Annotated in this window: 20 protein-coding genes and 3 pseudogenes; 7 read left to right on the forward strand and 16 right to left on the reverse strand. The window is 69.8% G+C overall.

The window, feature by feature from the left end:
• Nucleotides 1–84: 84 nt before the first annotated feature.
• From topA to JEK78_RS09430, 4 genes are all read right to left on the reverse strand, one after another.
• Entirely contained in the window at nucleotides 85–2,985 is a 2,901-nt protein-coding gene (topA, locus tag JEK78_RS09415; protein WP_200263644.1) for a type I DNA topoisomerase, read from the reverse strand.
• A gap of 269 nt (nucleotides 2,986–3,254) precedes the next feature.
• Nucleotides 3,255–3,452: a hypothetical protein gene (locus JEK78_RS09420; RefSeq protein ID WP_200263645.1), complete on the reverse strand. Its 198-nt coding sequence runs from the start codon at nucleotides 3,450–3,452 to the stop codon at nucleotides 3,255–3,257.
• Nucleotides 3,453–3,717: 265 nt separating this feature from the next.
• On the reverse strand, nucleotides 3,718–5,238 hold the full coding sequence (locus tag JEK78_RS09425) for a methyltransferase (RefSeq protein WP_200263646.1): 1,521 nt from the start codon (nucleotides 5,236–5,238) through the stop codon (nucleotides 3,718–3,720).
• 49 nt (nucleotides 5,239–5,287) lie between these two features.
• On the reverse strand, nucleotides 5,288–5,902 hold the full coding sequence (locus JEK78_RS09430; protein ID WP_200264070.1) for a small secreted protein: 615 nt from the start codon (nucleotides 5,900–5,902) through the stop codon (nucleotides 5,288–5,290).
• Between the two features lie 27 nt (nucleotides 5,903–5,929).
• Between JEK78_RS09430 and JEK78_RS09435 the strand changes: the two genes are divergently transcribed.
• A complete protein-coding gene (locus JEK78_RS09435) occupies nucleotides 5,930–6,103 on the forward strand; it encodes a hypothetical protein (RefSeq protein ID WP_200263647.1) in 174 nt (57 codons plus the stop codon).
• Here the strand turns inward: JEK78_RS09435 and JEK78_RS09440 are convergent.
• The 3 genes from JEK78_RS09440 to bldG form a co-directional block, all read right to left on the reverse strand.
• Entirely contained in the window at nucleotides 6,100–8,517 is a 2,418-nt protein-coding gene (locus JEK78_RS09440; protein WP_242483320.1) for a sodium-translocating pyrophosphatase, read from the reverse strand. The genes JEK78_RS09435 and JEK78_RS09440 overlap by 4 nt on opposite strands.
• A gap of 299 nt (nucleotides 8,518–8,816) precedes the next feature.
• Nucleotides 8,817–9,245: an ATP-binding protein gene (locus JEK78_RS09445; RefSeq protein WP_200263648.1), complete on the reverse strand. Its 429-nt coding sequence runs from the start codon at nucleotides 9,243–9,245 to the stop codon at nucleotides 8,817–8,819.
• Between the two features lie 112 nt (nucleotides 9,246–9,357).
• Nucleotides 9,358–9,699, reverse strand: a complete 342-nt coding sequence (gene bldG / locus JEK78_RS09450) for an anti-sigma factor antagonist BldG (protein ID WP_003975386.1) — start codon at nucleotides 9,697–9,699, stop codon at nucleotides 9,358–9,360.
• An 82-nt stretch (nucleotides 9,700–9,781) separates the two neighbouring features.
• On the opposite strand from bldG, the gene JEK78_RS09455 reads away from it, so the two are divergent.
• Entirely contained in the window at nucleotides 9,782–12,331 is a 2,550-nt protein-coding gene (locus JEK78_RS09455; protein WP_200263649.1) for a DEAD/DEAH box helicase, read from the forward strand.
• Here JEK78_RS09455 and JEK78_RS09460 read toward each other — a convergent pair.
• The 6 genes and pseudogenes from JEK78_RS09460 to JEK78_RS09485 form a co-directional block, all read right to left on the reverse strand.
• A pseudogene (locus tag JEK78_RS09460) lies at nucleotides 12,309–12,656 on the reverse strand (Rv3654c family TadE-like protein); the annotation flags it as partial. The gene JEK78_RS09455 and the pseudogene JEK78_RS09460 overlap by 23 nt on opposite strands.
• Nucleotides 12,653–13,048, reverse strand: coding sequence for a TadE family type IV pilus minor pilin (locus JEK78_RS09465; RefSeq protein ID WP_200263650.1), 396 nt, complete (start codon nucleotides 13,046–13,048; stop codon nucleotides 12,653–12,655). The pseudogene JEK78_RS09460 and the gene JEK78_RS09465, both read right to left, overlap by 4 nt.
• A complete protein-coding gene (locus JEK78_RS09470) occupies nucleotides 13,035–13,226 on the reverse strand; it encodes a DUF4244 domain-containing protein (RefSeq protein ID WP_242483321.1) in 192 nt (63 codons plus the stop codon). Before JEK78_RS09470 ends, JEK78_RS09465 begins: the two co-directional genes overlap by 14 nt.
• Nucleotides 13,227–13,435: 209 nt before the next feature.
• A complete protein-coding gene (locus JEK78_RS09475; protein ID WP_242483322.1) occupies nucleotides 13,436–14,242 on the reverse strand; it encodes a type II secretion system F family protein in 807 nt (268 codons plus the stop codon).
• Nucleotides 14,239–15,117, reverse strand: coding sequence for a type II secretion system F family protein (locus tag JEK78_RS09480; protein ID WP_242483323.1), 879 nt, complete (start codon nucleotides 15,115–15,117; stop codon nucleotides 14,239–14,241). The genes JEK78_RS09475 and JEK78_RS09480 overlap by 4 nt, the downstream gene beginning before the upstream one ends.
• A pseudogene (locus JEK78_RS09485) lies at nucleotides 15,107–15,571 on the reverse strand (ATPase, T2SS/T4P/T4SS family); the annotation flags it as partial. The pseudogene JEK78_RS09485 and the gene JEK78_RS09480, both read right to left, overlap by 11 nt.
• A gap of 49 nt (nucleotides 15,572–15,620) precedes the next feature.
• Here JEK78_RS09485 and JEK78_RS09490 point away from each other — a divergent pair.
• From JEK78_RS09490 to JEK78_RS09500, 3 genes are all read left to right on the forward strand, one after another.
• Nucleotides 15,621–17,177, forward strand: coding sequence for a recombinase family protein (locus tag JEK78_RS09490; protein ID WP_200263652.1), 1,557 nt, complete (start codon nucleotides 15,621–15,623; stop codon nucleotides 17,175–17,177).
• A gap of 524 nt (nucleotides 17,178–17,701) precedes the next feature.
• Nucleotides 17,702–19,153: an HK97 family phage prohead protease gene (locus JEK78_RS09495; RefSeq protein ID WP_200263653.1), complete on the forward strand. Its 1,452-nt coding sequence runs from the start codon at nucleotides 17,702–17,704 to the stop codon at nucleotides 19,151–19,153.
• A 957-nt stretch (nucleotides 19,154–20,110) separates the two neighbouring features.
• Nucleotides 20,111–20,392: a hypothetical protein gene (locus JEK78_RS09500; protein ID WP_200263654.1), complete on the forward strand. Its 282-nt coding sequence runs from the start codon at nucleotides 20,111–20,113 to the stop codon at nucleotides 20,390–20,392.
• A 358-nt stretch (nucleotides 20,393–20,750) separates the two neighbouring features.
• Here JEK78_RS09500 and JEK78_RS09505 read toward each other — a convergent pair whose 3' ends face one another.
• Nucleotides 20,751–22,028: a helix-turn-helix domain-containing protein gene (locus JEK78_RS09505; RefSeq protein WP_200263655.1), complete on the reverse strand. Its 1,278-nt coding sequence runs from the start codon at nucleotides 22,026–22,028 to the stop codon at nucleotides 20,751–20,753.
• Between the two features lie 768 nt (nucleotides 22,029–22,796).
• Between JEK78_RS09505 and JEK78_RS09510 the strand changes: the two genes are divergently transcribed.
• Both JEK78_RS09510 and JEK78_RS09515 read left to right on the forward strand, forming a co-directional pair.
• Nucleotides 22,797–23,696 carry a radical SAM protein gene (locus JEK78_RS09510; protein WP_200263656.1) on the forward strand — a complete coding sequence of 300 codons (900 nt, stop codon included), beginning with the start codon at nucleotides 22,797–22,799 and terminating at the stop codon, nucleotides 23,694–23,696.
• A 26-nt stretch (nucleotides 23,697–23,722) separates the two neighbouring features.
• Nucleotides 23,723–24,061, forward strand: coding sequence for a hypothetical protein (locus JEK78_RS09515; RefSeq protein ID WP_200263657.1), 339 nt, complete (start codon nucleotides 23,723–23,725; stop codon nucleotides 24,059–24,061).
• 163 nt (nucleotides 24,062–24,224) lie between these two features.
• Here the strand turns inward: JEK78_RS09515 and JEK78_RS09520 are convergent.
• Nucleotides 24,225–25,124 (reverse strand): annotated as a pseudogene (locus tag JEK78_RS09520) (TadA family conjugal transfer-associated ATPase); the annotation flags it as partial.
• 101 nt (nucleotides 25,125–25,225) lie between these two features.
• Nucleotides 25,226–26,329 carry a septum site-determining protein Ssd gene (gene ssd, locus JEK78_RS09525; RefSeq protein WP_200263658.1) on the reverse strand — a complete coding sequence of 368 codons (1,104 nt, stop codon included), beginning with the start codon at nucleotides 26,327–26,329 and terminating at the stop codon, nucleotides 25,226–25,228.
• Nucleotides 26,330–26,573 lie beyond the last annotated feature (244 nt).

Raw genomic sequence — 26,573 nt, forward strand, 5'->3', positions numbered from 1 at the left:
GGCGGCCGACGGCGCGCTCGGCCAGGCGGCGTCCGCCGGGTGGTGGCCCGAGCTCACCGGGGAGGTGTGCCGGCCCGCGGGCGGTCAGTCCGCGGAGCCGGTGGCCGTCTTCCCCGCGGCCGCGGTCGTCGTCCCCTCGTCCTGCCCCGCCTCGGACGCTCTCGACGCCGTCCCCTTCTTGGTCGCGGCCTTCTTGGTCGCGGCCTTCTTGGCCGTCGTCTTCTTGGCCGTCGTCTTCTTGGCGGCGGTCGTCTTCTTGGCGGCGGCCTTCTTGGCCGGAGCCTTCTTGGCCGGAGCCTTGCGGGCGGTCGTCTTCTTGGCGGTCCGCTTCGCCGGTCCCTTGGCCCGCTTCTCGGCGAGCAGTTCGAATCCGCGCTCCGGGGTGATCGCCTCCACACTGTCGCCGGAGCGGAGGGTGGCGTTGGTCTCGCCGTCGGTGACGTAGGGGCCGAAGCGACCGTCCTTGACCACGACGGGCCTCTCGCTGACCGGGTCGGGCCCCAGTTCCCTCAGCGGAGGCTTGGCCGCGGCGCGCCCCCGCTGTTTGGGCTGGGCGTAGATCGCCAGCGCCTCGTCGAGCGTGATCGTGAAGATCTGTTCCTCGGACTGGAGAGAACGGGAGTCGGTGCCCTTCTTCAGGTACGGGCCGTATCTGCCGTTCTGCGCGGTGATCTCGGTGCCCTCGGCATCCGCCCCGACCACGCGCGGCAGCGCCATCAGCCGCAGTGCCTCCTCCAGCGTCACCGTGTCGAGCGCCATCGACTTGAACAGACTGGCCGTGCGGGGCTTGACCGCGTTCTTGCCCGTCTTCGGGGTTCCCTCGGGAAGCACCTCGGTGACGTACGGGCCGTAGCGGCCGTCCTTGGCGACGATCGTCCGGCCGGTGTCGGGGTCGGTGCCCAACTCGAAGTCGCCGCTCGGCTTGGCGAGGAGTTCCTCGGCCAGTTCCAGCGTCAGCTCGTCGGGGGCGAGGTCGGCGGGGATGTCCGCTCGCTGGTGGCGCTCGCTGTCCCGCTCGCCGCGCTCGACGTAGGGGCCGTAGCGACCGACGCGCAGCACGACGTCGTCGCCCACGGGGAAGGAGGAGACCTCCCGGGCGTCGATCGCGCCCAGGTCGGTGACCAGCTCCTTCAGCCCGCCGAGGTGGTCGCCGTCGCCGTTGCCCGCCTCGGCCGCGGCGCCGCCCGCGCCCTCGCCGAAGTAGAAGCGGCGCAGCCACGGCACCGCCTGGGCCTCGCCGCGGGCGATGGCGTCGAGGTCGTCCTCCATCTTGGCGGTGAAGTCGTAGTCGACGAGCCGACCGAAGTGCTTCTCCAGCAGGTTGACCACGGCGAAGGAGAGGAAGGAGGGGACGAGCGCGGTCCCCTTCTTGAAGACGTAGCCCCGGTCGAGGATGGTGCCGATGATCGACGCGTAGGTGGAGGGGCGGCCGATCTCCCGCTCTTCCAGCTCCTTGACCAGCGAGGCCTCTGTGTAGCGGGCGGGGGGCTTGGTCGCGTGCCCGTCGGCCGTGATGTGTTCGGCGATCAGCCGGTCGCCCTCGGCCACCTGCGGGAGGCGCCGCTCGCGGTCGTCCAGCTCGGCATTGGGATCGTCGGCGCCCTCGACGTAGGCCTTGAGGAAGCCGTGGAAGGTGATCGTCTTGCCGGAGGCGCTGAACTCGACGGACCGGCCGTCCGACGCGGTGCCGCCGATCTTCACCGTGACGCTGTCGCCGGTCGCGTCCTTCATCTGGGAGGCGACCGTCCGCTTCCAGATCAGCTCGTAGAGCCGGAACTGGTCTCCGGTCAGCCCGGTCTCCGCGGGGGTGCGGAAGCGGTCGCCGGAGGGGCGGATCGCCTCGTGGGCCTCCTGCGCGTTCTTGACCTTCCCCGCGTATGTGCGCGGGGAGGCCGGCAGGTACTCGGCCCCGTACAACTGCGTGACCTGGGCACGAGCGGCGTCGACCGCCGTGTCGCTGAGCGTGGTCGAGTCGGTCCGCATGTAGGTGATGTGGCCGTTCTCGTACAGCTTCTGCGCGACCTGCATCGTGGCCTTCGCACCGAAGCCCAGCTTGCGGCTGGCCTCCTGCTGGAGGGTCGTGGTACGGAACGGCGCGTAGGGCGAGCGGCGATACGGCTTGGACTCGACGGACCGGACGTCGAACCGAGTCTCCTCCAGAGCCGCGGCCAAGGCACGGGCACCGGCCTCGTCGAGGTGGAGATGGTCGGGACTCTTGAGGCGTCCCAGGGAGTCGAAGTCCCGTCCCTGCGCGACCCGTCGCCCATCGACCGTCTGGAGGCGGGCGACCAGCGACGACGGGTCCGAACGATCTCCCGCGCGGCCGGTGGCGAAGGCGCCGGTCAGGTCCCAGTAGGCGGCGGAGCGGAACGCCATCCGCTCCCGCTCCCGCTCCACGACGAGGCGGGTGGCCACGGACTGCACGCGGCCCGCCGAGAGCCTCGGCATGACCTTCTTCCACAGCACGGGCGACACCTCGTAGCCGTAGAGGCGGTCGAGGATGCGGCGGGTCTCCTGGGCGTCGACGAGTCGCTGGTTGAGCTCTCGCGGGTTGGCCACGGCCTGCCGGATCGCGTCCTTGGTGATCTCGTGGAACACCATGCGCTTGACGGGGATCCTGGGCTTGAGGACCTCCTGCAGGTGCCAGGCGATGGCCTCGCCCTCGCGGTCCTCGTCGGTGGCCAGGAAGAGTTCGTCGGATTCCTTCAGGAGATCCTTGAGCTTCTTGACCTGGGCCTTCTTGTCGGCGTTGACCACGTAGACCGGCTGGAAGTCATGCTCGACGTCCACTCCGAGTCGCCGGACCTCGCCGGTGTACTTCTCCGGCACCTCGGCGGCGCCGTTGGGCAGGTCGCGGATGTGCCCGACGCTCGCCTCGACGACGTATCCAGGACCGAGATAGCCCTTGATCGTCTTCGCCTTGGCAGGCGACTCGACGATGACGAGTCGGCGGCCGCCCTTCGCGGTCTCGCTGGTCGGGGACAACTTCGCTCTTCTCTCCGGTCGACGCTGGGTCCGACCCGGGCGCGGGTCCCGGGGGTCGGGTCTTCTTCCATGTTCACTCGCGGCGTTGCGGAGTGCGACGGTACCTCCCGCCCCCGTGTCACACGGGAAAAGCCGCAACGGCCACTCGAACGGTAACCCGACGGAGCCCGTTCCCGCCGCCCGGAGTGCTCACCCACCTGGCACCCGTGATGTGGAGGATCACCCTCCGAGCCGCCGTGTCTCCCGCCACCCGCCACCGCGCCCGGCCGTCAGAGCAGGGCCAGACACCACGCGCCGAGCGCCAGCGCGATGATCCCCACCCCGGTGACCAGCCCTGCGGCGAGTCGTGGCTCCGCCCCGAGCACGACCGGTCGGCGATGCCGCAGACGAGCAGCCGTCCACCCCACCAGACCCGCCCCGAACAGGACGAACACCGCCCCTGTGAAGATCGCCGGCCCACGTTCCATGATCCTTGGCGCCCTTCGTCGTCGCCGTGCCCCCGGAACCGGCACCATGCCCCGCGCGAACCGCGACCCGACGAACCGCGGGTGAACGAACCATGACGAACGGCTCGGCCGCGTACCCCGCGGGGCCCGGTCAAGCCACCCGAGCCATGCCCGGCGGGACGGACCCAGCCCGAGAACGGGCACCGACAGCACGGGGAGGGGACCGGGACACGGACGCCGCCGACGCGACGGGGACCCGGGCACGCGGAGCCGGCCTCCGGGCGGATCAGCCGGAAGGTTCCAGGAACCCCTGCTCGACCAGACGCCGAATGCTCGCCGGGGTGCGGTCCCGCAGCAGCACCGGGTCCTCTCCCACCAACTGGGCGATGGCGTCCAGGATGCGGCCCGCGCTCATCGTGCCGTCACAGACCCCGGCGAATCCGGCCGACACGGTGTCGACCTCCACCGCTCGCCGCATGCCCCGGTTCTGCCTCAGCACGACGTGCTCGGGGTCCTCGGCCCCGGGCCGCCCGACCTGCTCCTGCACCACTTCGGCCGCCAGGGTGAAGCACTCCTCCAGCAGGGCCGCGTCGTCGTGGTCCCGGAGATAGTCGACCCGCTCGAAGTGGGCCCGAATGGTCTCGCCGAGCGGCTGCTCCACCGGGTGGGGCCACTCCTCCACGGTGATCGACGGCTCGACCGCCCCGGTCCGACGCAGAGTGATCCACCCGAAGCCGACCGCCCTCACCCCTCGACCCTCGAACTCCTCCAGCCAGGCGTCGTACCGTGCCCGGTACTCCTCGGGGTCGTCACGGTGGTCACCGGCGTCACGGAGCCAGAGCTCCGCGTACCGGGTCACGTCCTGGGTCTCGCGTTGCACGATCCAGGCGTCACAGCCGGGTGGCACCCAGGAGCGCAGACGGTCGGCCCATTCCTCCCCCTCCACGTGCTCCCAGTTCGCCAGGACCTGCGCGAAGCCGCCCTCGGCCAGCCGACCGCCCGCCTGCCGGACGAGGGTCCGGCAGAGATCGTCCCCGCCCATGCCCCCGTCACGGTAGGTGAGTCGCGCCCCCGGGGAGATCACGAACGGCGGGTTGGAGACGATCGACTGGTAGCGCTCCTCCTCCCCGACCGGGGCGAACAGCGAGCCCTCGCGCAGATCCGCGGCCGGCGCCCCCGAGAGCGCGAGGGTGAGCGCGGTGACGCGCAGGGCGCGCGGGTTGACGTCGGTGGCGGTGACCCGGGTGGCGTGCCGGGTGGCGTGCAGCGCCTGGATGCCCGAACCGGTGCCCAGGTCGAGAGCCGTCTCGACGGGGGTGCGGACCGTGATCCCGGCGAGCGTGGTGGAGGCGCCGCCGACCCCCAGGACGACCCCGGACGCACGGTTGCCGACGCCGCCCGCGCCCCCGACGGCACAGCCGGGGTCGGACACGACGAACCAGTCCTCCCCGCCCGGCCCGCCGTACGGTCGCACGTCCACGGTGGCCGTGACCTCGTCCCCCTCGGCAGGCCGCAGCCAGCCGTCGTCCAGACAGACATCGAGCGGCAGGACGTCCCTCAGCCCGGCCCGAGGCACCGACCGCCGGAGCAGGAAGAGCCGAACGAGCCGCTCCAGCGGAGTGGTGCCCCGGGTGGCTCGGAGAGCCGGCACCGTCTCGCCGCGGGACAACGCCGAGTAGGCCGGCGCGCCCAGCGCCTCCAACAGGCCGTCGGCGGTGAAGGAGGCCGCTAGCAGGGCCTCCCGCAGTCGGGCGACGGCCTCGGGGCGGTCGGCGCGGGGAAGGGGAAGCAGGCTGGTCTCACTCACGTCCCCATTGTGACCCCGACCCCGCGGTCACGGCAGGGCTGAGCGGGCGTCAGCCCTCGGCGGCCGACGCCGTGGCACTCGCCGACTTGCAACTGGGTTGTTCGGCCAGCGCCCGACCGACCTCGCCCTCCTCCAGCGCGCGCAACGCGTCGTTGCCGCTCCGGCCGAGCTTGTCCAGCTCGGCGGCGATGTCCTTGAGGCCGTCGGCGAAGTCCGCCTGGTCCTTGGTCTCCAGAGCCTCGACCTGCTTCTTCAGGGCCGCGTACGAAGCGGACAGACCGTTGAGCTCGGCGACGGCGTCCTCCTGCTTCTCGGGGCCGTCCTCCACGTCGGGGGGACCGGCCTTGTCCACCGCGCTGCCCATGGCCTTGTAGGCGTCGGACATGTCCTGGAACGCCGCCGCGTCCGCCGCCTGGACCTCCTGCGGCGTGCTGTTGTCCGTGGTCTCCTTCTGGATCGAGGCGTTGGCCGCCGCGATCTTCCCGGCCTGCGGCTGCACGGAGTCGCAGACGTCCTTGGCCCAGGCGTCGAGCTGTTCGCTCGTGTCCCCTCCGCCGCCGCAGCCGGCCAGCGCCAGTACCAGTACCGCGCCGCCGGACATCGCGGCCCCGAGCTTCTTGTTCACCGGTTCGGTCCCTTCCGTGGCTTCCCGGCCCCGGAACATACACGCCATCCGGGCGACACCGACGCCATGGACATCCCCTATGAGACCATTGCCACCATTTGCACCAGACGAGACAAGCCTCACGCGGGGGATGGCGACACCGCGAGCGGCGCGCGCGCGGGCGATCCGAGGACGATCACTCGCGCGCACGCGCGCGCCGCCGGCTCGTTCGGGCCGGAGCGGCACCTGTCGGATGCCTAGGAAAGGACCGCCGCGTCGGGTGAATGGGGCTCGTTGTCGGTTCCGTCCTCCTCCTCCACCGCGATGCCACGCCGCTTGGAGAGGTACACCGCGGAGACGATCACACCCAGCGAGACCAGGGCGATCACCACACGTGCCCCGGTGCTCGCGTCGGAGCCGTAGGAGAATTGGATCACCGCCGGGGCGATCAGCAGCGCGACGAGGTTCATCACCTTCAGCAGCGGGTTGATCGCCGGCCCGGCCGTGTCCTTGAACGGATCACCGACCGTGTCGCCGATGACGGTGGCCGCGTGCGCCTCGCTGCCCTTGCCGCCGTGATGGCCGTCCTCGACGAGCTTCTTGGCGTTGTCCCAGGCTCCGCCCGAGTTGGCGAGGAAGACCGCCATCAGCGTCCCCGCTCCGATGGCACCGGCGAGGAAGGCCCCGAGCGCTCCCACGCCGAGGGTGAAGCCGACGAAAATCGGTGCCATGACCGCGAGCAGGCCGGGAGTGGCGAGCTCGCGCAGCGCGTCCCTGGTGCAGATGTCCACGACCCTGCCGTATTCGGGCTGCTCGGTGTGGTTCATGATCCCGGGCTTCTCCCGGAACTGCCGCCGCACCTCGAAGACGACCGAACCGGCCGACCGCGACACGGCGTTGATCGCCAGCCCCGAGAAGAGGAAGACGACCGCCGCGCCCGCGATCAATCCCACCAGGTTGTTGGGCTGGGAGATGTCCATCATGAGGCTCATCGGCGCGCCCTCGCCGCTGAGTCGCTCGCCCACTTCCCTCGCACCGGTGGTGATCGCGTCGCGGTAGGAACCGAACAGCGCCGCCGCCGCCAGCACCGCCGTCGCGATGGCGATCCCCTTGGTGATGGCCTTCGTGGTGTTGCCGACCGCGTCGAGGTCGGTGAGGACCCGCGCGCCCTCCCCCTCGACGTCACCGGACATCTCCGCGATGCCCTGGGCGTTGTCCGAGACCGGGCCGAACGTGTCCATGGCGACGATCACGCCGACCGTGGTGAGCAGCCCGGTGCCCGCCAGCGCCACGGCGAACAGCGCCAGCATGATCGACGTGCCGCCGAGCAGGAAGGCCCCGTAGACGCCCAGACCGATGAGCAGGGCGGTGTACACGGCCGATTCCAGGCCGATCGAGACGCCGGCGAGGACGACCGTGGCCGGGCCTGTCAGCGACGTCTTGCCGATGTCCCGGACCGGTCTGCGGGAGGTCTCCGTGAAGTACCCGGTCAGCTGCTGGATGAGGGCGGCCAAGACGATGCCGATCGCGACCGCGACGAGAGCGAGGACCCGCGGGTCGCCGTCCAGGTTCGCGATCGCGGCGTCGGTGACGCCCGGGAGGTCCGCGTACCGGCCAGGCAGGTAGACCAGGACGGCCACTGCCACCAGCACCAGCGAGATCACCGCGGAGACGAAGAACCCCCGGTTGATCGCGGTCATTCCGCTGCGGTCGTTGCGGCGGGGCGCCACGGCGAAGATGCCGATCATGGCGGTCACCACACCGATCGCCGGGACCAACAGAGGAAACGCCAGCCCCGCGTCGCCGAACGCCACCTTGCCCAGGATCAACGCCGCCACCAACGTCACCGCGTACGATTCGAAGAGGTCGGCCGCCATGCCCGCGCAGTCGCCGACGTTGTCGCCGACGTTGTCGGCGATGGTGGCGGCGTTGCGCGGATCGTCCTCGGGGATGCCCTGCTCGACCTTGCCGACCAGGTCGGCCCCGACATCCGCCGCCTTGGTGAAGATGCCGCCGCCCACCCTCATGAACATCGCGATCAACGCCGCGCCGAGACCGAAGCCCTCCAGCACCTTGGGGGCGTCGGCCGCGTAGACCAGGACGACGCAGGATGCGCCCAGCAGTCCGAGCCCCACGGTGAACATGCCGACCACGCCTCCCGTACGGAAGGCGATCTTCATGGCCCGGTGCGAGACGCTCGTGAGATCCCTCGCCGGTTCGCCGTCCGCGGAACTCGCCGCGCGGGCCGCCGCGGCGACCCGCACATTGCTGCGCACCGCCAACCACATGCCGATGTAGCCGGTGGCCGCCGAGAATCCCGCACCGATCAGAAAGAAGACCGAACGCCCGACACGCTGACTCCAGTCGTCCGCGGGCAGCAGCATCAGCAGGAAGAACACGACCGCCGCGAAGACACCCAGCGTGCGCAGTTGCCTCGCCAGATAGGCGTTGGCGCCTTCCTGGACGGCCGCCGCGATCTTCTTCATTCCCGCCGTGCCCTCCCCCGCGGCGAGCACTTGGCGCACCAGGACACCCGCGACCACCAGCGCGGCGAGCGCGACCACCGCGACGACCACCACCAGGACACGGTTGCCGTCCGTCAGTTCCGCGGCGACGACTGTCGGTGGATCACCCGTGCGGTGAAGATCCGCCTGAAGAAAAGAAAGCCCCGCCATTCGTCCTCCTTGACGCTTGGGCTGAGCTCAAGATGTGGACGGAGTGTAGGTACCGGAACCCGATCGAAACAGTGCGGGACAAAAGGAACCGGCCCGAGGAACAACGGCGGTAACGCCCTGGGGGCATTCCGCGCGAACCGGGATCGGCAATCCTTCCGTCAGGCGCGTCGATACGTGAAGGAACTCACGTGCAGCACGTACGGGGTCACTCTAGGCGCGGGCGGCTCCGGCCGCACACGACAAAGGGCCCTTGGGGGGATGACGCGGGAAAGGGCGGGGTTCGTGCGACGGCGGCGCGCTCAGCTCGGCGGCAGCGCCTGAGGAGGGTTGGCGGGCCAGGTCATGCGGATCAGCCCGCCTCCCTCGTCCACGGTCACCTCGACATCGTCGACGAGCCCGCTGATGACCGCGAGACCCATCTCGTCCTCCTCGGCCTCGGCCTCGGAGCCTGCCTCGGGACCGGCCCCGGGAGGGGTGTGCGGGGCCTCGTCGCCGACCTCGATCGAGAACCGCTTCTCCTCCTCGACCAAGGCCACCCGGACGGGCGCCGTGATGCCCACGCTCTGGTGCAGGCCCACGGCCCGCGTGCATGCCTCGCCGACGGCGAGCCGGACCTCGTCGAGGACGGCCTCGTCCACTCCGGCCCGGCGCGCCACGGCAGCCGCCACGAGACGGGCGGTTCGGACGTGCTCGGGCAGCGCGCTGAAACGGAGTTCGACGGTGGCCATGCGTCCCCCTCTGAGCTGTGGGTGGCTGTCGAGGGGGCCGGGCCGCCGAAGCCCGGCCCCTCCGGTCCGACTCGGCGCTCCGGAGCCCGAGGGCCCGGGAGCGCACCGGTCGTCAGTCGGTGGCCGCCACCGCTTCCTCGACCGAGGTGTGAATCGGGAACACCTTGGTGAGGCCGGTGATGCGGAAGATCTTGAGAATACGCTCCTGGTTGCAGACCAGGCGCAACGAGCCCTCGTGGGCCCGCACCCGCTTCAGGCCTCCGACCAGCACGCCGAGCCCGGTGGAGTCGAGGAAGTCGACGCCCTCCATGTCGACGACGAGATGGAAGCTCCCGTCGTTCACCAGCTCGACCAACTGCTCGCGCAGCTTGGGCGCGGTGTATACGTCAATTTCGCCACCGACCTCGACGACCGTGCGATCGCCGACGGTACGGGTCGACAGGGACAGGTCCACGGATCCTCCAGCACCTTGCTATCGAGCGGTCGTCCCTCGGGACACCTCGGCTTGGGGCCCCCGGGACGGTTCGCCAGCCGCGATGGCATTCAATCACTTACCGGCAGGCGTGCACGACGCCTTCCTCCCATTCTCCGCCACGGCGGTGCGACACTCGATGCCGATGGCCCAGAATCACCGATCCGATCGACGCCCGAGTGACCCGACGCCCCGGGCGAGCCCACGCGTGGTACTGGACCGGCTCACCTCCACACCGCACCGGGCCGCGCGACTCACCCACACGGAGCACTTGCCCCCGCGGGAGGGGCGTCATGCCGTCTGGCCGGAGCGTGTTCGACCGGACGTGGTCGCGGCGGTGCGCGACCGCGGGGCGGGCCGCCCCTGGGCTCACCAGGCCCAGGCCGCCGCCCTCGCGCTGGCCGGGGTCTCGGTCGTGGTGTCGACCGGGACCGCCTCGGGCAAGTCCCTCGCCTATCTGGTGCCCGTCCTGTCGGACCTGACGGACGGCGCCGAGGCCACCGACGGCCGCGGCGCCACGGCGCTCTACCTGGCCCCCACCAAGGCGCTCGCGGCCGACCAGTGCCGTTCGGTGAGGGAACTGGCCCGACCGCTCGGCACCGCGGTCCGACCGGCCGTGTACGACGGCGACACACCGACCGAGGAACGCGACTGGATCCGCCGGCACTCCAACTACGTGCTCACCAACCCGGACATGCTGCACCGGGGGATCCTGCCGTCGCACCGACGCTGGGCCTCCTTCCTGAAGACGCTGAGATACGTGATCGTCGACGAGTGCCACGGCTACCGAGGGGTCTTCGGTTCGCACGTCGCCCAAGTCCTGCGCCGATTGCGACGCCTGTGCGCCCACTACGGCGCGTCGCCGGTGTTCCTGCTGGCCTCCGCGACGGCGGCCGAGCCGGCCGTGACGGCCCGCCGACTCACCGGGCTTCCGGTCCGAGAGATCACCGAGGACGCCTCGCCGCGCGGGGAAATGTTGTTCGCGCTCTGGGAGCCGCCCCTGACCGACGCCTCGGGCGAGCGAGGCGCGCCGGTCCGCCGAACGGCGACGGCGGAGACCGCCGACCTTCTCGCCGACCTCGCGGCCCAGGGAACACGCTCGATCGCCTTCGTCCGGTCCCGCAGGGGAGCGGAGCTGATCTCCGTGATCGCCCAGGAACGTCTGACGGAGGTCGACCCGTCGCTGGCGCGCCGTGTCGCGGCCTACCGCGGCGGCTACCTTCCCGAGGAGCGGCGGGCACTGGAAGGCGCTCTGCACTCCGGTGAACTGCTCGGTCTCGCCGCGACCAACGCCCTCGAACTCGGCGTCGACATCTCGGGGCTCGACGCCGTCGTGATCGCCGGCTATCCCGGCACCCGGGCGTCCGTGTGGCAGCAGGCGGGCCGCGCCGGGCGCTCCGGACAGGGGTCCTTGGCCGTGCTGGTCGCCAGGGACGACCCGCTGGACACCTTCCTGGTGCACCATCCCCGGACTTTGTTCGACCACCCGGTGGAAGCCACCGTCCTGGACCCCGACAACCCCTACGTCCTCGCCCCCCACCTGTGTGCCGCGGCGGCGGAGCTGCCGCTCACCGACGAGGACGTCCGGACCTTCGGACCGGCCGGCCGGGAGGTGCTCGGCCGCCTGGAGGCCAGCGGGGTGCTCAGACGCCGGACACGCGCCTGGCACTGGACCCGTCGGGAGCGTGCCGCAGACCTCACCGACCTCCGGGGGGAGGGCGGGCAGCCCGTGCGGGTCGTGGAAGTCGACACGGGCCGCCTGCTGGGCACAGTCGACCACGGAGCGGCGCCCGCACAGGTCCACCCCGGCGCGGTGCACCTGCACCAAGGCCGCACCTACCTGGTCAAGGAGCTCGACCTCGAAGAGGCCGTGGCGCTGGTCGAACCGGCCGCCCCGCCCTACTCCACGGTCGCCCGCGACACCACTGCCGTCTCCCTCCTCTCGACCGACCTCGCGGTTTCCTGGGGCGACGGGAGCCTGTGCCTCGGTTCGGTCGAGGTGACCCACCGGGTCGTCTCCTTCCTGCGGCGGCGTGTCGCGACCGGCGAGGTCCTCGGCGAGACCAGGCTAGATATGCCCCCGCGTACGCTCCGCACCCGCGCCGTGTGGTGGACGATCACCCAGGACGGACTCGACGCCGCCCGGATCCCGGCGGACGTCCTGGCCGGAGCCCTCCACGCCGCCGAACACGCCGCCATCGGGCTGCTTCCCCTCTTCGCGACCTGCGACCGGTGGGACATCGGCGGAGTGTCCGTCCCGCTGCATCCCGACACGCTCCTGCCGACGGTCTTCGTCCACGACGGCCACCCGGGAGGCGCGGGCTTCTCGGAGCGCGCCTTCCGCACGGCCCCCGCGTGGCTGGGCGCCACCCGCGAAGCCATCGCCTCCTGCGAATGCGACACGGGATGCCCGTCCTGCGTCCAGTCCCCGAAGTGCGGCAACGGCAACGAACCCCTGCACAAGGCGGGAGCCGTCCGGTTGCTGGACGCCCTCCTCCGAGGAGCTCCGCCCGCCTCCGACCACGCGCCCGCCCCGAAATCGCCCGCCGCTCCCGCGTCCCTCCGGAGTCGGGGAGCGACGGGTCGACGGTCGCCGGACCCGCCCGCGCCCTGACCCGGGCCGTCAGGGGAGAACGCCCCGACTCGACCGTCACGTCCGCGATCGGGCCCGCCAGCAGGCATCTCACCAGCCGCCCGCCCTGGGCGCTCACCACGCCTCCCGCCAAGGCGCACGCCCTGTCGGGCCCGGCGGACCAGTGGTCGGCGGCGGCCAGCGCCGCGAGATCCGCCCCGGTCGCGGCGCGATGCCGGGCCAAGCCGGCCTGGCCCACCGCCAGAGCGCCCGCGAACACCACGCACAACACCGCCACCGCGCCGACGCTCCAGAGGGTCGCCGAACCCCGGTCGCTGGGCTCTCCGACACGACACCCGCGGGTCACGGGGCGCTCCCCCCGGCACCCTCCACCGCCGCCACGGCCTCCTCGCGTGTCTCGAAGGGCACCCCGCTCAGGATCGGGGGCCGGGCGAGCACGACCACCCGAACCCGGTCCGCCTCCCGTGACACGCGGACCTCCGCACCCGCGGGCGCGGCCGCTCGCGCGACCGCCACGACCACGTCGACGCCCTCTCCACGAGCGGCGGCACGCGCTCCGGCGCGCGCCGCGTCCACGCTCCGAATCTGCGCGGAGACCAGCAACAGGCACCACACCAGCGCCATCGTGAACATCACCAGAACCGGCAGCACCACCGCCGTCTCCGCCGTCACGAAACCCGCGTCGTGGCCGCGGACCACCGCCGGCCTTGGGCCACGTCGGACCTCACATCCGCGCATCGAGTGCTCGCCGCACGATGCTCTGCAGCTCGGCACCGACCGCCTCGCTCGTCACCACCCTGTAGAGCACCACCGCGAACGCCACCGCCGCGACGATGCCCATCGCGTACTCGGAGGTCACCATTCCCGCGTCCCGCGCCACACGGGACCGCGCCCTTGTCCACACCGACCTGAACACCCGAACTCCCTCATGGATCGCCTTGTTCTGAACCACCCGGGGCCACCGGGCCACGCACGGCCGCCCGACCCAGCTCCCCACCGCCTCCCGCGCCCCGGTCCGTACGACGCGACTCCCACCCACCGCTCGCTCTCCCCGCCCTGTCCCTGCCGCGCCGGAGGCACCGGGACCGGGGCGCCGGGTGCCGACGGATCGAGCGGGGCCTCCCGTTACGGCGCCCCTCCTTCAAGCGCCCCGCTCGCCAGACCCATGACGACGGGCAGCACGCCCACCGTGATGAAGGCGGGGAGGAAACAGAGACCCACGGGCGCCGAGATCATCACGGCGGCCCGCCGTGACCGGGCCTCTGCCGCGCGAGCCCCGTCGCGCCGTGCCTGGGCCGCGAGCCGCCCGACCGGTCCGGCCGCGGGCAGGCCCGACACCTCCGCGCGCTCCAGCAACCTGGCAAGCGGTGCCGCGCCCGGCAACGCGCCCAAGCCTCGCCAGGCGACGCAGGGTGGCGCACCGAGCCGGATCTCCTCCGCGCCCAGCGCCATCGCCGTTCCCACGGGGCCGCCGAGCGCGGCGCCCACGGCACGGGCGGCGGTGACCGGGGACGCTCCGGCGGCCACGCAGGCCGCGAGCAGATCGGCCGCGAGGGGCAGCTGCCGCGCCGCCCCGGCCTCGGCGGCCCGTGCCTCCGCCGCGGGCGCCCCGGCCGCGAACCGGCGGTGCCACGCCGTGGCGGCCGACGCCGCCCCCACCAGGACACCGAGCGTGCCTCCGACGAGCAGCCAGCCGGTAGCGCACAACAGCGCCGGCACCACCCACCGCCGCCGTGCGAGCCTTGGGAGGGCTCTCATCTCAAGGGCGGCCGGGGTCGTCGCGCCGACGTGAGGGGAACCGAACAGACGCTCCGTCCTCCTCGAACGGCGCCACCGGTGGCCGGGCCACCGAACCCACCAGCGTCGTGCCGCGCCGGTCTCCCGGCCGTCGTCCAGGTGCCCTCCTCGTGCCCCCTTCTCGTCCGCGATCACGACGGCCCCTCCGCTCCGCGCACGATGCGCGCCACCCACCAGAGCCCCACCGCTTCCAGAACCCCTCCGGCGGCCAGGCAAGCCAGACCGGGGCCGGTGTGCAGGAGTACACGCAGCGGGTCGGCCCCCAGGGCGAACCCGATGAGGAGTCCCAGCGCCGGCAGACCGGCGAGCAGCACCGCGGTGGCCCTGGCCCCGGCGGACCGGGAGACGAGGTCGAGGCGCTGGTCCCGTTCGGCGCGCAGGGCCGCCTCCAGTCGGTCGAGGCCGTCGGCGAGACCGGCGCCCTGGCCCACGGCCACCTGCCAGCAGGCGGCGAGGCCCCGCAGTCCCTCCGCGCCCGGTTCCCGAGCCGCGGCCTGGAGCGCGGCCGGGACGTCGCCGCCGAAGCGGGCCGCGGCGACGACGCCACGTCCGTCGACGACGGTCGCGTCCGACCGTCGGACGGCCCAGACGAGCGCCTCCGTCGGCTGCCGTCCGGCCCGCACCTCCCCGGCCAGCGCCGCGCAGAGATCGATCACCGCGAGACGGCGACGCTCGCGGTCCCGCCGGACACGCGCCGCCGGGAGCGAGCGACGCAACACCGGCACGGCGACCACGCCGATGACGAGCGGCACCGCGGAGAGAGTCAGGAGCGCGAGCATCACGCCGGCGCACAACGCCCACCACTCGGGGCGAACCACGACGCCTGTCCCGCGCAGCGCGCCCACCGTCCGGCGGGCGGTCGGACGGCCCGCGCGGTACACGCCGGACGGGTCGAGGAGCCCACGCACCCGACGCGCGGCCGAGGACCTGTCCCGCACCAGCGTCACGACTCCCGCCGCACACCCGACGGCCGCCCCGACCGGGAGTGCCCCGGTCAGCTCACTCGGCACCGCCGCCATCGTGCTCCACCACCCTCGCCGGCGCACGGGGAGTTTCGTCCGGACTCCCTCCGACCGACCGGGCACGGGCCGTGGTCGCCCTCGGACCGCTCTCCGCCGAGCGAGCTCCCGGTCGCCCGGCCTCACCCGCTCCGCCGGCGCAGCCACGAAGCAACCGCCGCAACCGGTCCCAGCCACGCTCGGCCCGGAAGGCCCGCTCACCCCAGCGCAGCGCGGGGACGGTACGCACAAGCCCCGAAGAGTCCCGCTCCAGCACGCGGATCTCGGCGATCCGGCGCCGCCCGTCGGCGCCTCGGACCAGATGCACGAGCACCGAGACCGCCGCCGACACCTGGCTGTGGAGGGCTGCCCGATCCAGTCCGGCCGCCGTTCCCAGAGCCTCCAGTCGAGCCGGCACGTCCGCCGCGGCGTTCGCGTGCACCGTGCCGCTGCCCCCCGAGTGCCCTCCCTAACCCTCCATGGGTTCGGGGAACCGGCGCGCTCTAGGGACCTCCATGCAACAGCCCACCTGCGTGATTTACGACCGACTGTCCCGTCTCTTCGCTGAGGAAGCCCCCGACCACCGCATTGCCGCGTGCCGCGCCTACGCCGAACAGCGCGGATGGAAGGTGGTGCACGTCGCCACAGACACGAACGTCAGTGGGGCCAGCAAGCTCGAAGACCGGCCCGGTATGCGGGAAGTGCTCTCTTGGCTCCCGCGCGTTGACTACGTCATAGCCGCGAAGCTGGACCGGTACGCGCGGAGCGTTCTGGAATTTCAGCGACTTCTCGATGCTGCAAAATCGACCCGCACCACGGTCATCACAGCGGACGGCGTTGTGAGTCCGGAAAACGCAAGCATCATCATCAACGTTCTTGCTGCTTTCGCAGAGTATGAGCGCGACATGATTAAGGCGCGCATCACGGACAGCAAGAAGCATTTCCGTTCGCTCGGCAACCACCTGGGCGGGCTTGCTCCCTATGGATACGCGATTACCGGCCCGGTGAACGACAAGCGTTGGGCCATCGATGAGACCGCCGCAGCGATCATCCGAGAGTGCACGGACAAGCTCACAAATCACGGCGCAACACTGACCGGACTTGCTCGTGAGCTGAACGAGCGCGGAATCCTTCCTCCGGCAGAGCACGCAAGGCAGCGCGACGGGCGCAAGACGCGTGGCGGCAAATGGCATACCACGACGCTGCGGGACGTGCTCTATACGCCTGCCGTTCGCGGGTGGCTTGTACAGTCCGTTCCTGGCAAGAAGCGCGGAGCGGTCTATAACCAACCGGTCCTTGACACAGCAGGACGACCCGTTTCCGCCGGACCCGAGATCCTTAACGGTGAAACCTGGGCGGCAGTCCGCGCAATCATTGACGGCAAGTCAAAGGGGCGCGCAGTTGAGCGCAGCGGCAAGGCCCTGCTCCTTCACGTGGCACTGTGCTCCGAATGCAGCGGACCCATGTACCGGCAGCGCCGTGATGTTAACGGCAAGGACTACAGCACGTACGTATGCCGTGCCGGTGTCGGCAAGCGAGGGATTCACCGCCCGAACGTCGTCACGGCGCACTATCTAGACGAACTCGTTGCTGCCGACTTCTTGAAGCGGTTCGGCGCATTCGCGCTCATGCGCTGGATGGAGCCTGACGGCAGCGCGGTACTGCAACTCTCTGAAGTGACAACGCAGATTGAGCGCCTTGCCGGAAACCTGGCTCAGCTCGACCCGAATGGCACGGCGGCGCGCGTTGCCATCGCGCAACTGACAGCACTTGAAAACCGGCAGGCTGAATTGCGCACGGAAGCCGACCACTCCGAAGGTCGCTGGGTGGACGCTGGGGGGACCGTGGCGGATGAGTGGCAGCGTCGTTCCGACGAGGGCCGTCGAACCTTGCTTACCGACCTGGGGGCACGGGTCACGGTCCGCCCAGCAACACCCGGCGCGCCGCGACGGTTCGACCCATCACGGGCGTTGGTTGAGTTCGAAGGTCCGGCATGGTTCCGCGACGATCCGGCGGCAGCGGAACTTGCCGCTATCGCCAGCGTAGAAGGAGAACGCCAGAAAACTGTATAGGCCCGCCTGAACGCCCTTCGCGGCCCGTCACTGGAAACCCTCCAGGGGCGGGCCGTTCGTGTGCCTGCGGGCCACGCAGGGGTACTGGATGCCCGATGATGCCGGTTCGCGTATCTGCGGAACCGAGCGTGAGCCAGCGAGATGCGGTGGAACGGTGGTTCTTACCTTGTTTTCGCTATGCCTTGAGAAAGCCACAAGGAAAACAGAAACGACCCTCAAACCACCGTTTCACCGCAGCGAGCCTAGTTGGGGCGCGACCGCTCTAAGCTCAGGCAACCCTTGCGCTCTAGCACATGTGGGATGGAAGCGTGGGGCGACCGGCTAGCCGTTGAGGGAACTCCGGCGCTGGTCGCCCGCGCAACTCCCATGGACGCATGGCAGTGCGTTCCTGTGACCCAAAGCCCGGATTCCTTGCTGAGCGACCGCTGCCACGGTTGAGCAAGGAATCCGGGCCTTCTTCGTACCCCGATCACCGACTCACGTGAGTCGGTGATCATGATTTCCATTCCAATTAGGGGGCACCCTTGCATAGCGTCACCGAAACCCGCGCGCTCGTGCGCGCCCTATCGGCGCGAAGCGTCGGCGCAACGCTCACGATTCACGGTTATGGCATCGTATTCAACTCCCCATCTGCGCCGTTGGGGAGTCCGCCGCTCATTGAACAGATCAGCCCTGCTGCCTGGTCGCCAGAAAATGACGCGACGGACGTTCTGTGTACGTTCGACCACGACACCAGGAACTATCTAGGTCGCCGTTCCGCTGGAACGCTCCGGCTAGGCGCAGACCGGACCGGCATTTGGTTTGAATGCGACCTGCCTGATACCGCTGCTGGGCGCGACGTATTCGCGCTGGTTCAGCGTGGCGACATTCCCGGGTGCTCGTTCACGTTCCGTGCCGACGATGACGAATGGTCGAAAACGTCAGATGGAACCCCACTGCGTACGGTCACGCACATGCGCGTGCTCGAACTGGGGCCGGTTCTCACCCCTGCCTATCCCGATACCAGCGTTGCCGTGCGTTCCATGCGGAATGCAGGGCATTTCTCCGCCACTCCCAGCACCGAAAAGGGCGATTCCATGAATGACACCTACCCGTCCGGCATGACTGGTGTTGCGACCGACGATGAAGCCAAGCGTTCCCGCGCTGAGATCAAGCTCTTTGGCAGGCCACTTTCCGAGACGCGAGACGCTGACTGGATTGACGCAGAGGGAACGGCGTATGCGCCAGAAATTCTCTCCGCTGCGGGTAAGGGATCAAGACTCATCGAGAAGGTTTCCTCTTTCTCATTCAAGCGGCAGCGCGGCTATGTGCCGATTGCGCCCAGGGTGACGGCCGTGCTCCAGCCGCGAAATGAAGCGGCGACATTCATTCAGAATCAGATCACGGCCCCGGATTTCCAGGCGGTCAAGGTGTCGGCCATGGTGAGCATCGACAAGGACACTCTTTCCGATGTTCCTCCGACTGAGACGGCTATAAATACAGCCCTTGCCGCTGCCGTTGGCCAGCGAATTGACCACATACTCATCAACGGCGGGACAGACGGCGATGTGACCATTACGGGGATGCTCGCGGACGGGCACACGGCTACCGCTACGGCGATTGACTTCGACTCGCTGGCCGACGCCGTTGCCCGTATTGAGGATTCGGGCGGTGAGGCTACCGCGATTATGGGCCGCCCTTCCGATATCGCGGGAATCAAGAAGAAAGTGGACGGCAACAAGCTGGGCAAGCTTCCTGAGCTGATCAGCATTCCTGATCTGGCAGACGGCACCGTTGGCGTTCCTGTCGGTACGGTACTGGTCGCTGATCTTTCCTCTGTCGCCGTGGCGCTACGCGAGAGCCTTGAGATATTCAGGACTGAGGTAGCGCCGGAAGCCTTTGAACGGGATCGCGTTTTCATTGCCGGTCGTTCGCGGGTTTCCTCCGTCACCTTGGCTGACGTTGCCCGCGTTCAGATTCTCAAGGTCGGCGCGTAATGATTTGCCGATGCGGAACATGTGCGCAGCTACGCAAGGAAGAGCGAGAATCCCGCGCGGAGCGGCAAGCCAGGTTCTTGGAGAGCGTAGCCAGCAAGGCGACGGCTGCCGGTTTCCCTGGGCTCGTGCCGTGCCTTGTAGGTAGTTGCCGCACTGGTGACGCCATCCGGTATCACGCGCCGGAAGACGTGGACGTTGTGGACCCGCAATTGGTGCGCGAGCGCTGCGGCGTGAGGATTCCAACCGCCAAGAAGTCTGGTCTGTCCATCGCGTGTAAGCAGTGCCAAAGCGCACTTCACTGGGCGGGGGTGTTCCTGGTTGATTAGCGACCGGACCCGTGAGCGGCTGATTCGATGGGCAGCGATCATCCGGCCCGTACCGGCTGAGCGTGAGCCCCTGCTAGTCGAGACGGCAGCGCGCATGGCTGGGGTAGGCAGGCGTGGAATTCGTCTGCGGTGCGATTGCTGCGACGGCAACGGACCAGCGTCAGCGCTGGTGTTGGCATGGGCTACGCCTATTCGATCGGGCGGGAAGCGTGAGCGCCACAACATCCTTATGTCGTGCGTCGGTTGCTGGCGAGATATCGGCAGACACGATGGACTGAGCGTTCCTTATGGTGCCGCAATTGCCCGCAAGGCAGGTCCTCATACGGCAGACACAATCGTCTGCCTTTAGCGCTCAGGGGAGGGCGGGGCGCGTCGAAAGTTCCCGGCGTGGGCCCGCTGGCGATCCCGGCCCAAGCTCGAAATTTCTCTGCGTAACGAACACAACCTTCGGCGTTGTTCGTTTTCTCTGAAAGGAGGAATCCCCTTGAGGGTCACCACCTGCCAACACAAGCCGTGCGGAAAGCCGTTCGGCAAGAACACCGACGCGAGGCAGCGCTACTGCTCCGCCGCCTGTCGAGTTGCCGCGTCACGCGCGCGCAAGGCGACGGCATCGAACGGCAGGCTTGCCATCGTGACGCCCCTGAGCGCCCCCGAGAGCGCCCCGGAACGACTGGACGACGTACGGGCGCTCTGGGACTCCCTGATCCGCCAGGTAGCCACTGACGGCTTCATGGTCATGGGCGCCAGCGGGCTTCCCGTCGCTCATCCGGCGCTGAGGTACTTTTCCGCGCTGCACTCCGCGATGCGTGACCTTGAGACCGGTACGGAATCCAGCGGCACGGAATCCGCCCTCGAACAGATGCAGCGCCTAGCGATGCAAGCTCTTGACGAGTACGAGGAGGGAAGCGCCTGATGTTTACCGAGCATCCCGCCAGCGCCCAACTGACCACACTTGCCTGTCGGTTGGCTGATTCAGCCGATCCGCCGACTCACCCGTTGTGGGTTCCGTTCGCGGCGCTTTTCGCTGCGGAGTTGGGTCGGGCCCCCCTACCGACCGACCTGTATGCCTGCCTGGTGTGCCCTTGCCATTTCTAGACTTCGGCCCCGCCCGTGCCCCGCATCCCCGCCCGCTGGCACCCCGCACCGTGATCGGTGAAGGGCGTCGCCGCCACGACTGGACCTGATGACCTTGGCCCCCGATGCCTACCCCTCGTTCGCTGGGGTGGACGTCGGGGGCCTTTGGCGTATCTGGGAACCGAAGGTGAGGACACTTAGGATTTCCTGCCGGCGAGGGGGTCGGCCCCAGATGCCGCAAGGGTTTCGGGCCCCTTCGATTCCAAGGTGACCGAGTTGAGAACCGCCATCACCTCGGGTACCTCGGCGTACTCAGCGAGCCGGGCCAGCACGACCCGGACCCGCTCCGCCGTCCGCTCGCTGGCCACGTCCCGAGACAGGTCGATGACCCGTCCCGCAATCGCCGCCGCTTCCTCGGGTTCGTTGGCGTCGGCGCATGCCACAGCGAGCCACGACAGGTACAGGGCGAGTTCCCGCGTGTGGGTCGCGTCGTACCGGCTGAGCACGTCGCGGAGGAGCGGCACGGCGCGAAGGGGACGGCGCAGCTCGGTGTAGACGCGGGATTCCATGACCTGGAGTTCGCCAGCGTCCACCCAGTACAGCCATGCCGGTGACTCGGTTCCCTCGCTGTCCTCGGCCAGCGCTTCCCCTGCTTCCCCGAGGGCCCGCATTGCTTGCTGCGCGTTCTCGACGCCCCCGGCTTTGGTGTGGGCCCATGCCACCCGATCGAGATACAGCGCGCGAGCCTTCGGGGGTGCGTCCGGCCCGGCCCCGTGCAGCGCTGCCCGAGCAAGGTCTAGTCCTTCAACTTCCCTGCCAGTGTTGCTCAGTTGGTAGGCGAGCGATCCGGCAAGGTTCCCGGCCAACGTGTGGTCCTCGGCCTGTCTCGCTGCACCGAGTCCTAGCCGGTAGATCCGTTCCGCCTCGGCGTGCTGTCCGGCGTCACTGGCAATCCATCCGGCGATCTGTGCCAACTCCCCGATTTGGACGAGAAGTTCGCGACCGACTTCCCCGGTGTGGGCACCCTCGCGGTACAGCCGGACGGCGGATCGGAGTTCCCGCAGCGCGGGCCGGATGAGATCACCCCCGGCTAAAACGTCGTCGGCCAGCCGTAGGCCGTGCACGCGCTGCTGTAGGTCGCCCACCTGACCCATGCCGACCCTGCGGCCCTCACGGGCGCTCAGAGGGGCAAGCGGGTCACCCTCGGGCAAGTAGTCGGCCAGCGTCGGCAAAGGCGGCTCAGCGGGCGTCTGTGGCCCCGTGAGCGCTTCCGGGGAGATCCCAAGGGCGGCAGCGAGGAACGGCAGCCATTCGCGCGGCGTACGCTTCCCTGTCTCCCATCGGCTGACTTCTTGTCGGCCGACTGGCTCACCAATGACACCGGCCGCGCGGCACACCTCACGCGCTAGCCGGGCCTGACTCCATCCGAGGCGGTCACGCTCGCGCCGGATGTTGGCCCCGATTCCGCTGCTCATGCTTCCAGTCTGGCCGACAGTTGGCCTACACGTGGCCGCTAGTCGGAGATCAATTACGGCTAGACGCTGGACGCCGAATTGCCGATAGAGGGAACGGCGGACCGATGGCCACTCAGGAAAGCACCGCGACACTCACGGACCCGCGACCGGTTGCCGGTTGCGCGCACTGCGACAAGGTCGCGCAGGATCGGGACCGGTCCAAGGCGAACGGCGACGCGTCTAGCGTGAGTGACTGCAACGTCCGGTTGCGTCGGCACCTGGGGGCGGACCACTCGTGACCCACGCCCCTGTGAAGCCACAGAAGCGCCGTACGCGCGCTCTCCCAGACCCCGAACTAGTCAACCTCATAGAAATGCCCGGAAGCCCGTACGCGGACTCTCCGGCCGGTTGGTGGGACCAGTACGGCGGCGCGCTGGATCAGCGGTCCGGGGTCATCTACCTGCCGGGGCCGACTCACCCCCCGTCGCCTTTCCACCCTGACGACTGCCCGAACTGCGTGCCGTACGAGGAAAGCCCGTGAAGTACGTACGCCGGTTCGGCTGGTCCGTGTTTGTCTTCACGGTCGCCGCGCTGTCCTCGGCAATTCCCACGCTGGCCGCATTAGGCCGCCTTTGAACCCCCGTCCCCCTCGTGCTGCACAGCTCCCCCCGTACTAATTGCACAGGCGCGAGAGGGGACGGGTTCCAACTCCCGCCCCCGGTGATTCCTCAATGGACGGTCGAGTCATCGGGGGCGGGTTTCCAAACCCCAGGTGTAAGGAGACGCACAATGAGCACTGCCGGAAACCGTCTCTTATTCGCGTGGCTTGAGATCACGGGACTCTGCAATGAGTTCTGTGATCACTGCTACGCGGACAGTGGGCCCAAGGGAACACACGGAACCATGACCGTGCGGGACTGGCTGAACGTGATTGACCAGCTTGCCGACATGGGCACCCTGGACGTTCAGTTCATCGGGGGAGAGCCGACGCTCTACCCGAGTCTGCCCGCGCTGATCAAGCACGCTCACGGGCGGGGCCTCGGTATCGAGGTGTTCTCGAACATGACCCACATCCGCCCGGAACTGTGGGACGCATTCACGGAGTACGGCGTCAAGCTCGCAACGTCGTACTACTCGGACAGCGCCGAGGAACACGACGCGGTGACGCAACTCCGAGGAGCGCACAAGAAGACTCGCGCCAACGTGCAAAAGGCGCTGTCCCTCGGTATCCCGCTGCGGGGCGGAGTCGTCGCCGTGCGAGACGGACAGCGAGTGCAGGAAGCGGCACAGGACCTTACGGCGCTCGGTGTCGGCACGGTCGGAGGAGACCGCACCCGCGCATTCGGGAGAGCGAGTCAGGGGGCCGCGCCGACCATCGCTGATCTGTGCGGGCACTGCGCCCACGAGAAATGCGCCATCGGCCCGACCGGCGACGTGTGGCCGTGCGTCCTCGGTCGATTCCTGACCATCGGAAACGTACTGGAAAAGCCGATCTCCGATATCTGGGGCGGCGCGCAGATGACCGACGTTGCGGCGGATATCGCGGCGGTTCACGGGGATGGTGTCCAGTCGTGCACTCCTCCGCAATTCCTGCCCATGTGCGGGCCGTGCGGTCCGTGCGTTCCCTCGGTCGGGCACTGTGACCCCAGGGAAGCGGACAGCGCGGCTACGATCGGCGCACCGGCCTAATCCGCTGATCATGAGGGAGCGCACGCATGGACGATCACGGGGACGACTTCGGCCCGTGGGGGTGGGAAGGCGACGGAAACGCCATTCGGCGGACCGAGGATGAATGGCTGACCATCGCTCGGTACGTCCGGCACGCAGCCAACAAGCTCGGGCCGGATCTCCCGCTGTGTCTTCCTGGTGAACCGCAGGCATGCGGGCGGACGGCTCAACAGCACGTGATCGCGTGGGCCGCTCACCTCCGCGCGGTGTCCCATCACCTGATCGAACAGGCCACCCCGAGTGAGGCCAGGGGCGCGCATGCCATCGGCCCGCTGTATCAACGCCGCCTCGCGGAACTGCGCGCGTCTACCTCCGCCCCGCACTGAGCAACAGCGGCCCCCTACCGGCCCCGTCCGTGACGCTTCCCCCCGTGGCGTCCGGGCGGCGCCGTTGCTCGCTCCCAACTCTGCCTACTGACACGGGGGTTACTGGCCTCTCGCTCGCTCCCGAGGGTGCCGCTCCCCGCATGTATGGTTAGAGCAGGCACTCGCCCTCGTGTCCGGTGTTCAGCGCGGCGAGGAGCGCCACCACCTCTCTTCCCCGGACCTCACCTACGACCAGACGGTCCGGCCGCATCCGCAGTGCCTGCCGTACGAGGTCCTCAAGCGTCACCAGACCTGCGCCCTCCTGATTGGCGGGTCTGGCCTCCAGTCTCACCACGTGAGGGTGGTCCGGGCGCAGCTCGCCGGAGTCCTCCGCCAGGACGATCCGTTCCCTGGCACCCACCAGGCCGAGGAGAGCGCTCAAGAGTGTCGTCTTGCCACTGCCCGTGCCACCGCTGACCAGGAACGACAGCCGTGCCCCGACCAGGGCGCGCAAGAGGCGGTCCCCGCCCGGTGGCACCGTTCCCGCCGCGACCAACTCGTCCAGGGTGAATGCACGGGGGCGCACGACCCTCAAGGACAGACAGGCGCAGCCGACAGCGACCGGTGGCAGCACGGCGTGCAGGCGCGTGCCGTCGGACAGACGGGCATCGACCCAGGGCCGCGCGTCGTCCAGACGGCGCCCCGCCGTCGCGGCGAGGCGCTGGGCCAGACGTCGGACGGCATCCGCGTCCGCGAACCGCACGGACGTCCGCTCCAGGCCCCTTCCCCGATCCACCCAGACCCGGTCGGGCGCGGAGACCAGGACATCGGTGACCGAGGGATCGGCGAGGAGCGGCTCCAGGGGACCGCTCCCGACCAGCTCGGACCTCAGCCGCCGCGCGGCGCCAAGAATCTCCGTGTCCCCCAACACCCGCCCCTGTTCCCGCAGCGCCTGCGCCACCCGAGCCGGCGTCGGATCCGCGCCGCTCTCGACGAGCCAGCGCCGCACCCCGTCCAGCATCCCCACCGGGATCTCCGCACCGCCGAGGGGAGATCCCGCCTCGGCGCCCCGCGTCGCAGCCATCCTCGACTCCTGTCTTCCCGCACGCTCTTCCCGCCCACGTCCTCGCCCGACGGCCCGTCCGTCGGTGCCTCCCGCATCGGGGGTCGCACCCCCACAACCGTTCACACGGGCGCCGGTTCGGCCGACGCCCGGTCCCAGAAGTCCCGGCAGAAGCGGGCGAGTGCCCCGCGTCCTGCCTCGGCCGGCGGACGCCCGTCCTCCGCCGCCCGAGGCAGGCCGGCTTCGGCCGGAGCCTCGCCCGCCAGTGGCAGGGCGAGCAGTCGGGACACCTCACCGGCGTCCATGCCGGTGGCGTACGGGCCGCGCGAGACGACCCGCAGATCGCGAAGTGCCGGTCCCAGCACGGACGCCATCCGACTTCCCGCCGCGACGGCTCTGAGCTCGCCGGGGACCACCAGGAGGGCGAGATCGAGCTGCCCCAGGATCTCTGTCACCGGGTCGTCGACCCGGCGTGGCAGATCGACCACCACCACGCCCCCTCCCCGGCGGGCCGCCGCCAGCACGGCACGTACCGCCTGGGCGGGCACGGAGAGGCAGTCGCCCCTGTCCCAACTCAGCAGCCTGAGCCCATGGAGCCGAGGGAGCGACGCCTCCAGGGCTCCACCCGACACCCGTCCCCTGGAGGCGGAGAACGCCGGCCACCTCAGGCCCTCCGTCGCCTCGCCTCCGAGCAACACGTCGAGACCGCCGCCCAGGGGGTCGGCGTCGACCAGAACCGTGCGTCGATTCGCCCGAGCGGACGTGACGGCGAGGGCACAGGCCAGGGTCGAGGCCCCGGCCCCGCCCCGAGCACCGATCACGCCGACCGTCCGGGCGGGCCGACCCACGCCCTCGCAGACATCCGCGATCCGGTCGATCAGCCACCGCTCGCCGTCGGGGAGGACGAGGACATGGTCGGCACCGATCTCGACGGCCCGCTGCCACACGCCCGCGTCGTCCGGGTCCCGTCCGACGAGCACGACCCCTCGTCGCCGCCCCGCGCCCCGCATTCGGCGGGCGGCGTCGTCACCGACGAGGACGAGCGGTGCGGCGTCCCAGGCGCCCCGGTGCTCGGACGGCGAGGCGCACACCTCGGGTGTGGCACCGGCCGCTACACACAGACGCAGTAGGTCGTCCAGAAGCTCGGCGTCCTCGGCGACGATCAGGACGGCCCCGCGCTGTCCTCCGGGCACGGACGGCGCGGTGCCTGTGGTACTTCCGGTCATGGGTCGAGTCCCCTTGTCGTCAGGTGGGAGTTCCGGCGAGCCGGACCTCCAGGTCAACGCCCGGCGAATAGCCGGGCACGCGCGTCCGACGAGCCGGACCCGCCGCCTCGGGGGCGGTATGCGGACGCGAGGGAAACAACAGTGAGGCCGACGCGGAATTCGCGCGGATCTTGGAGGAAAACTGTGGACGAGCGACACGCTGTGAATATCGCTGCCACTCGAACAGGTGAGTCTCGTCTCACCT

It is taken from the genome of Streptomyces sp. HSG2 (genome assembly GCF_016598575.1).
Taxonomy (GTDB): domain Bacteria; phylum Actinomycetota; class Actinomycetes; order Streptomycetales; family Streptomycetaceae; genus Streptomyces.

What these genes read in the sequence shown, in the direction of transcription:
- JEK78_RS09420 (WP_200263645.1), bottom strand. Translation starts at nt 3,452, where the DNA reads ATGGAACGTGGGCCGGCGATCTTCACAGGGGCGGTGTTCGTCCTGTTC.
- JEK78_RS09430 (WP_200264070.1), bottom strand. Translation starts at nt 5,902, where the DNA reads ATGTTCCGGGGCCGGGAAGCCACGGAAGGGACCGAACCGGTGAACAAG.
- JEK78_RS09435 (WP_200263647.1), top strand. Translation starts at nt 5,930, where the DNA reads ATGGACATCCCCTATGAGACCATTGCCACCATTTGCACCAGACGAGAC.
- JEK78_RS09440 (WP_242483320.1), bottom strand. Translation starts at nt 8,517, where the DNA reads ATGGCGGGGCTTTCTTTTCTTCAGGCGGATCTTCACCGCACGGGTGAT.
- JEK78_RS09445 (WP_200263648.1), bottom strand. Translation starts at nt 9,245, where the DNA reads ATGGCCACCGTCGAACTCCGTTTCAGCGCGCTGCCCGAGCACGTCCGA.
- JEK78_RS09455 (WP_200263649.1), top strand. Translation starts at nt 9,782, where the DNA reads ATGGCATTCAATCACTTACCGGCAGGCGTGCACGACGCCTTCCTCCCA.
- JEK78_RS09465 (WP_200263650.1), bottom strand. Translation starts at nt 13,048, where the DNA reads ATGCGCGGATGTGAGGTCCGACGTGGCCCAAGGCCGGCGGTGGTCCGC.
- JEK78_RS09490 (WP_200263652.1), top strand. Translation starts at nt 15,621, where the DNA reads ATGCAACAGCCCACCTGCGTGATTTACGACCGACTGTCCCGTCTCTTC.
- JEK78_RS09505 (WP_200263655.1), bottom strand. Translation starts at nt 22,028, where the DNA reads ATGAGCAGCGGAATCGGGGCCAACATCCGGCGCGAGCGTGACCGCCTC.
- JEK78_RS09510 (WP_200263656.1), top strand. Translation starts at nt 22,797, where the DNA reads ATGAGCACTGCCGGAAACCGTCTCTTATTCGCGTGGCTTGAGATCACG.
- JEK78_RS09515 (WP_200263657.1), top strand. Translation starts at nt 23,723, where the DNA reads ATGGACGATCACGGGGACGACTTCGGCCCGTGGGGGTGGGAAGGCGAC.
- ssd (WP_200263658.1), bottom strand. Translation starts at nt 26,329, where the DNA reads ATGACCGGAAGTACCACAGGCACCGCGCCGTCCGTGCCCGGAGGACAG.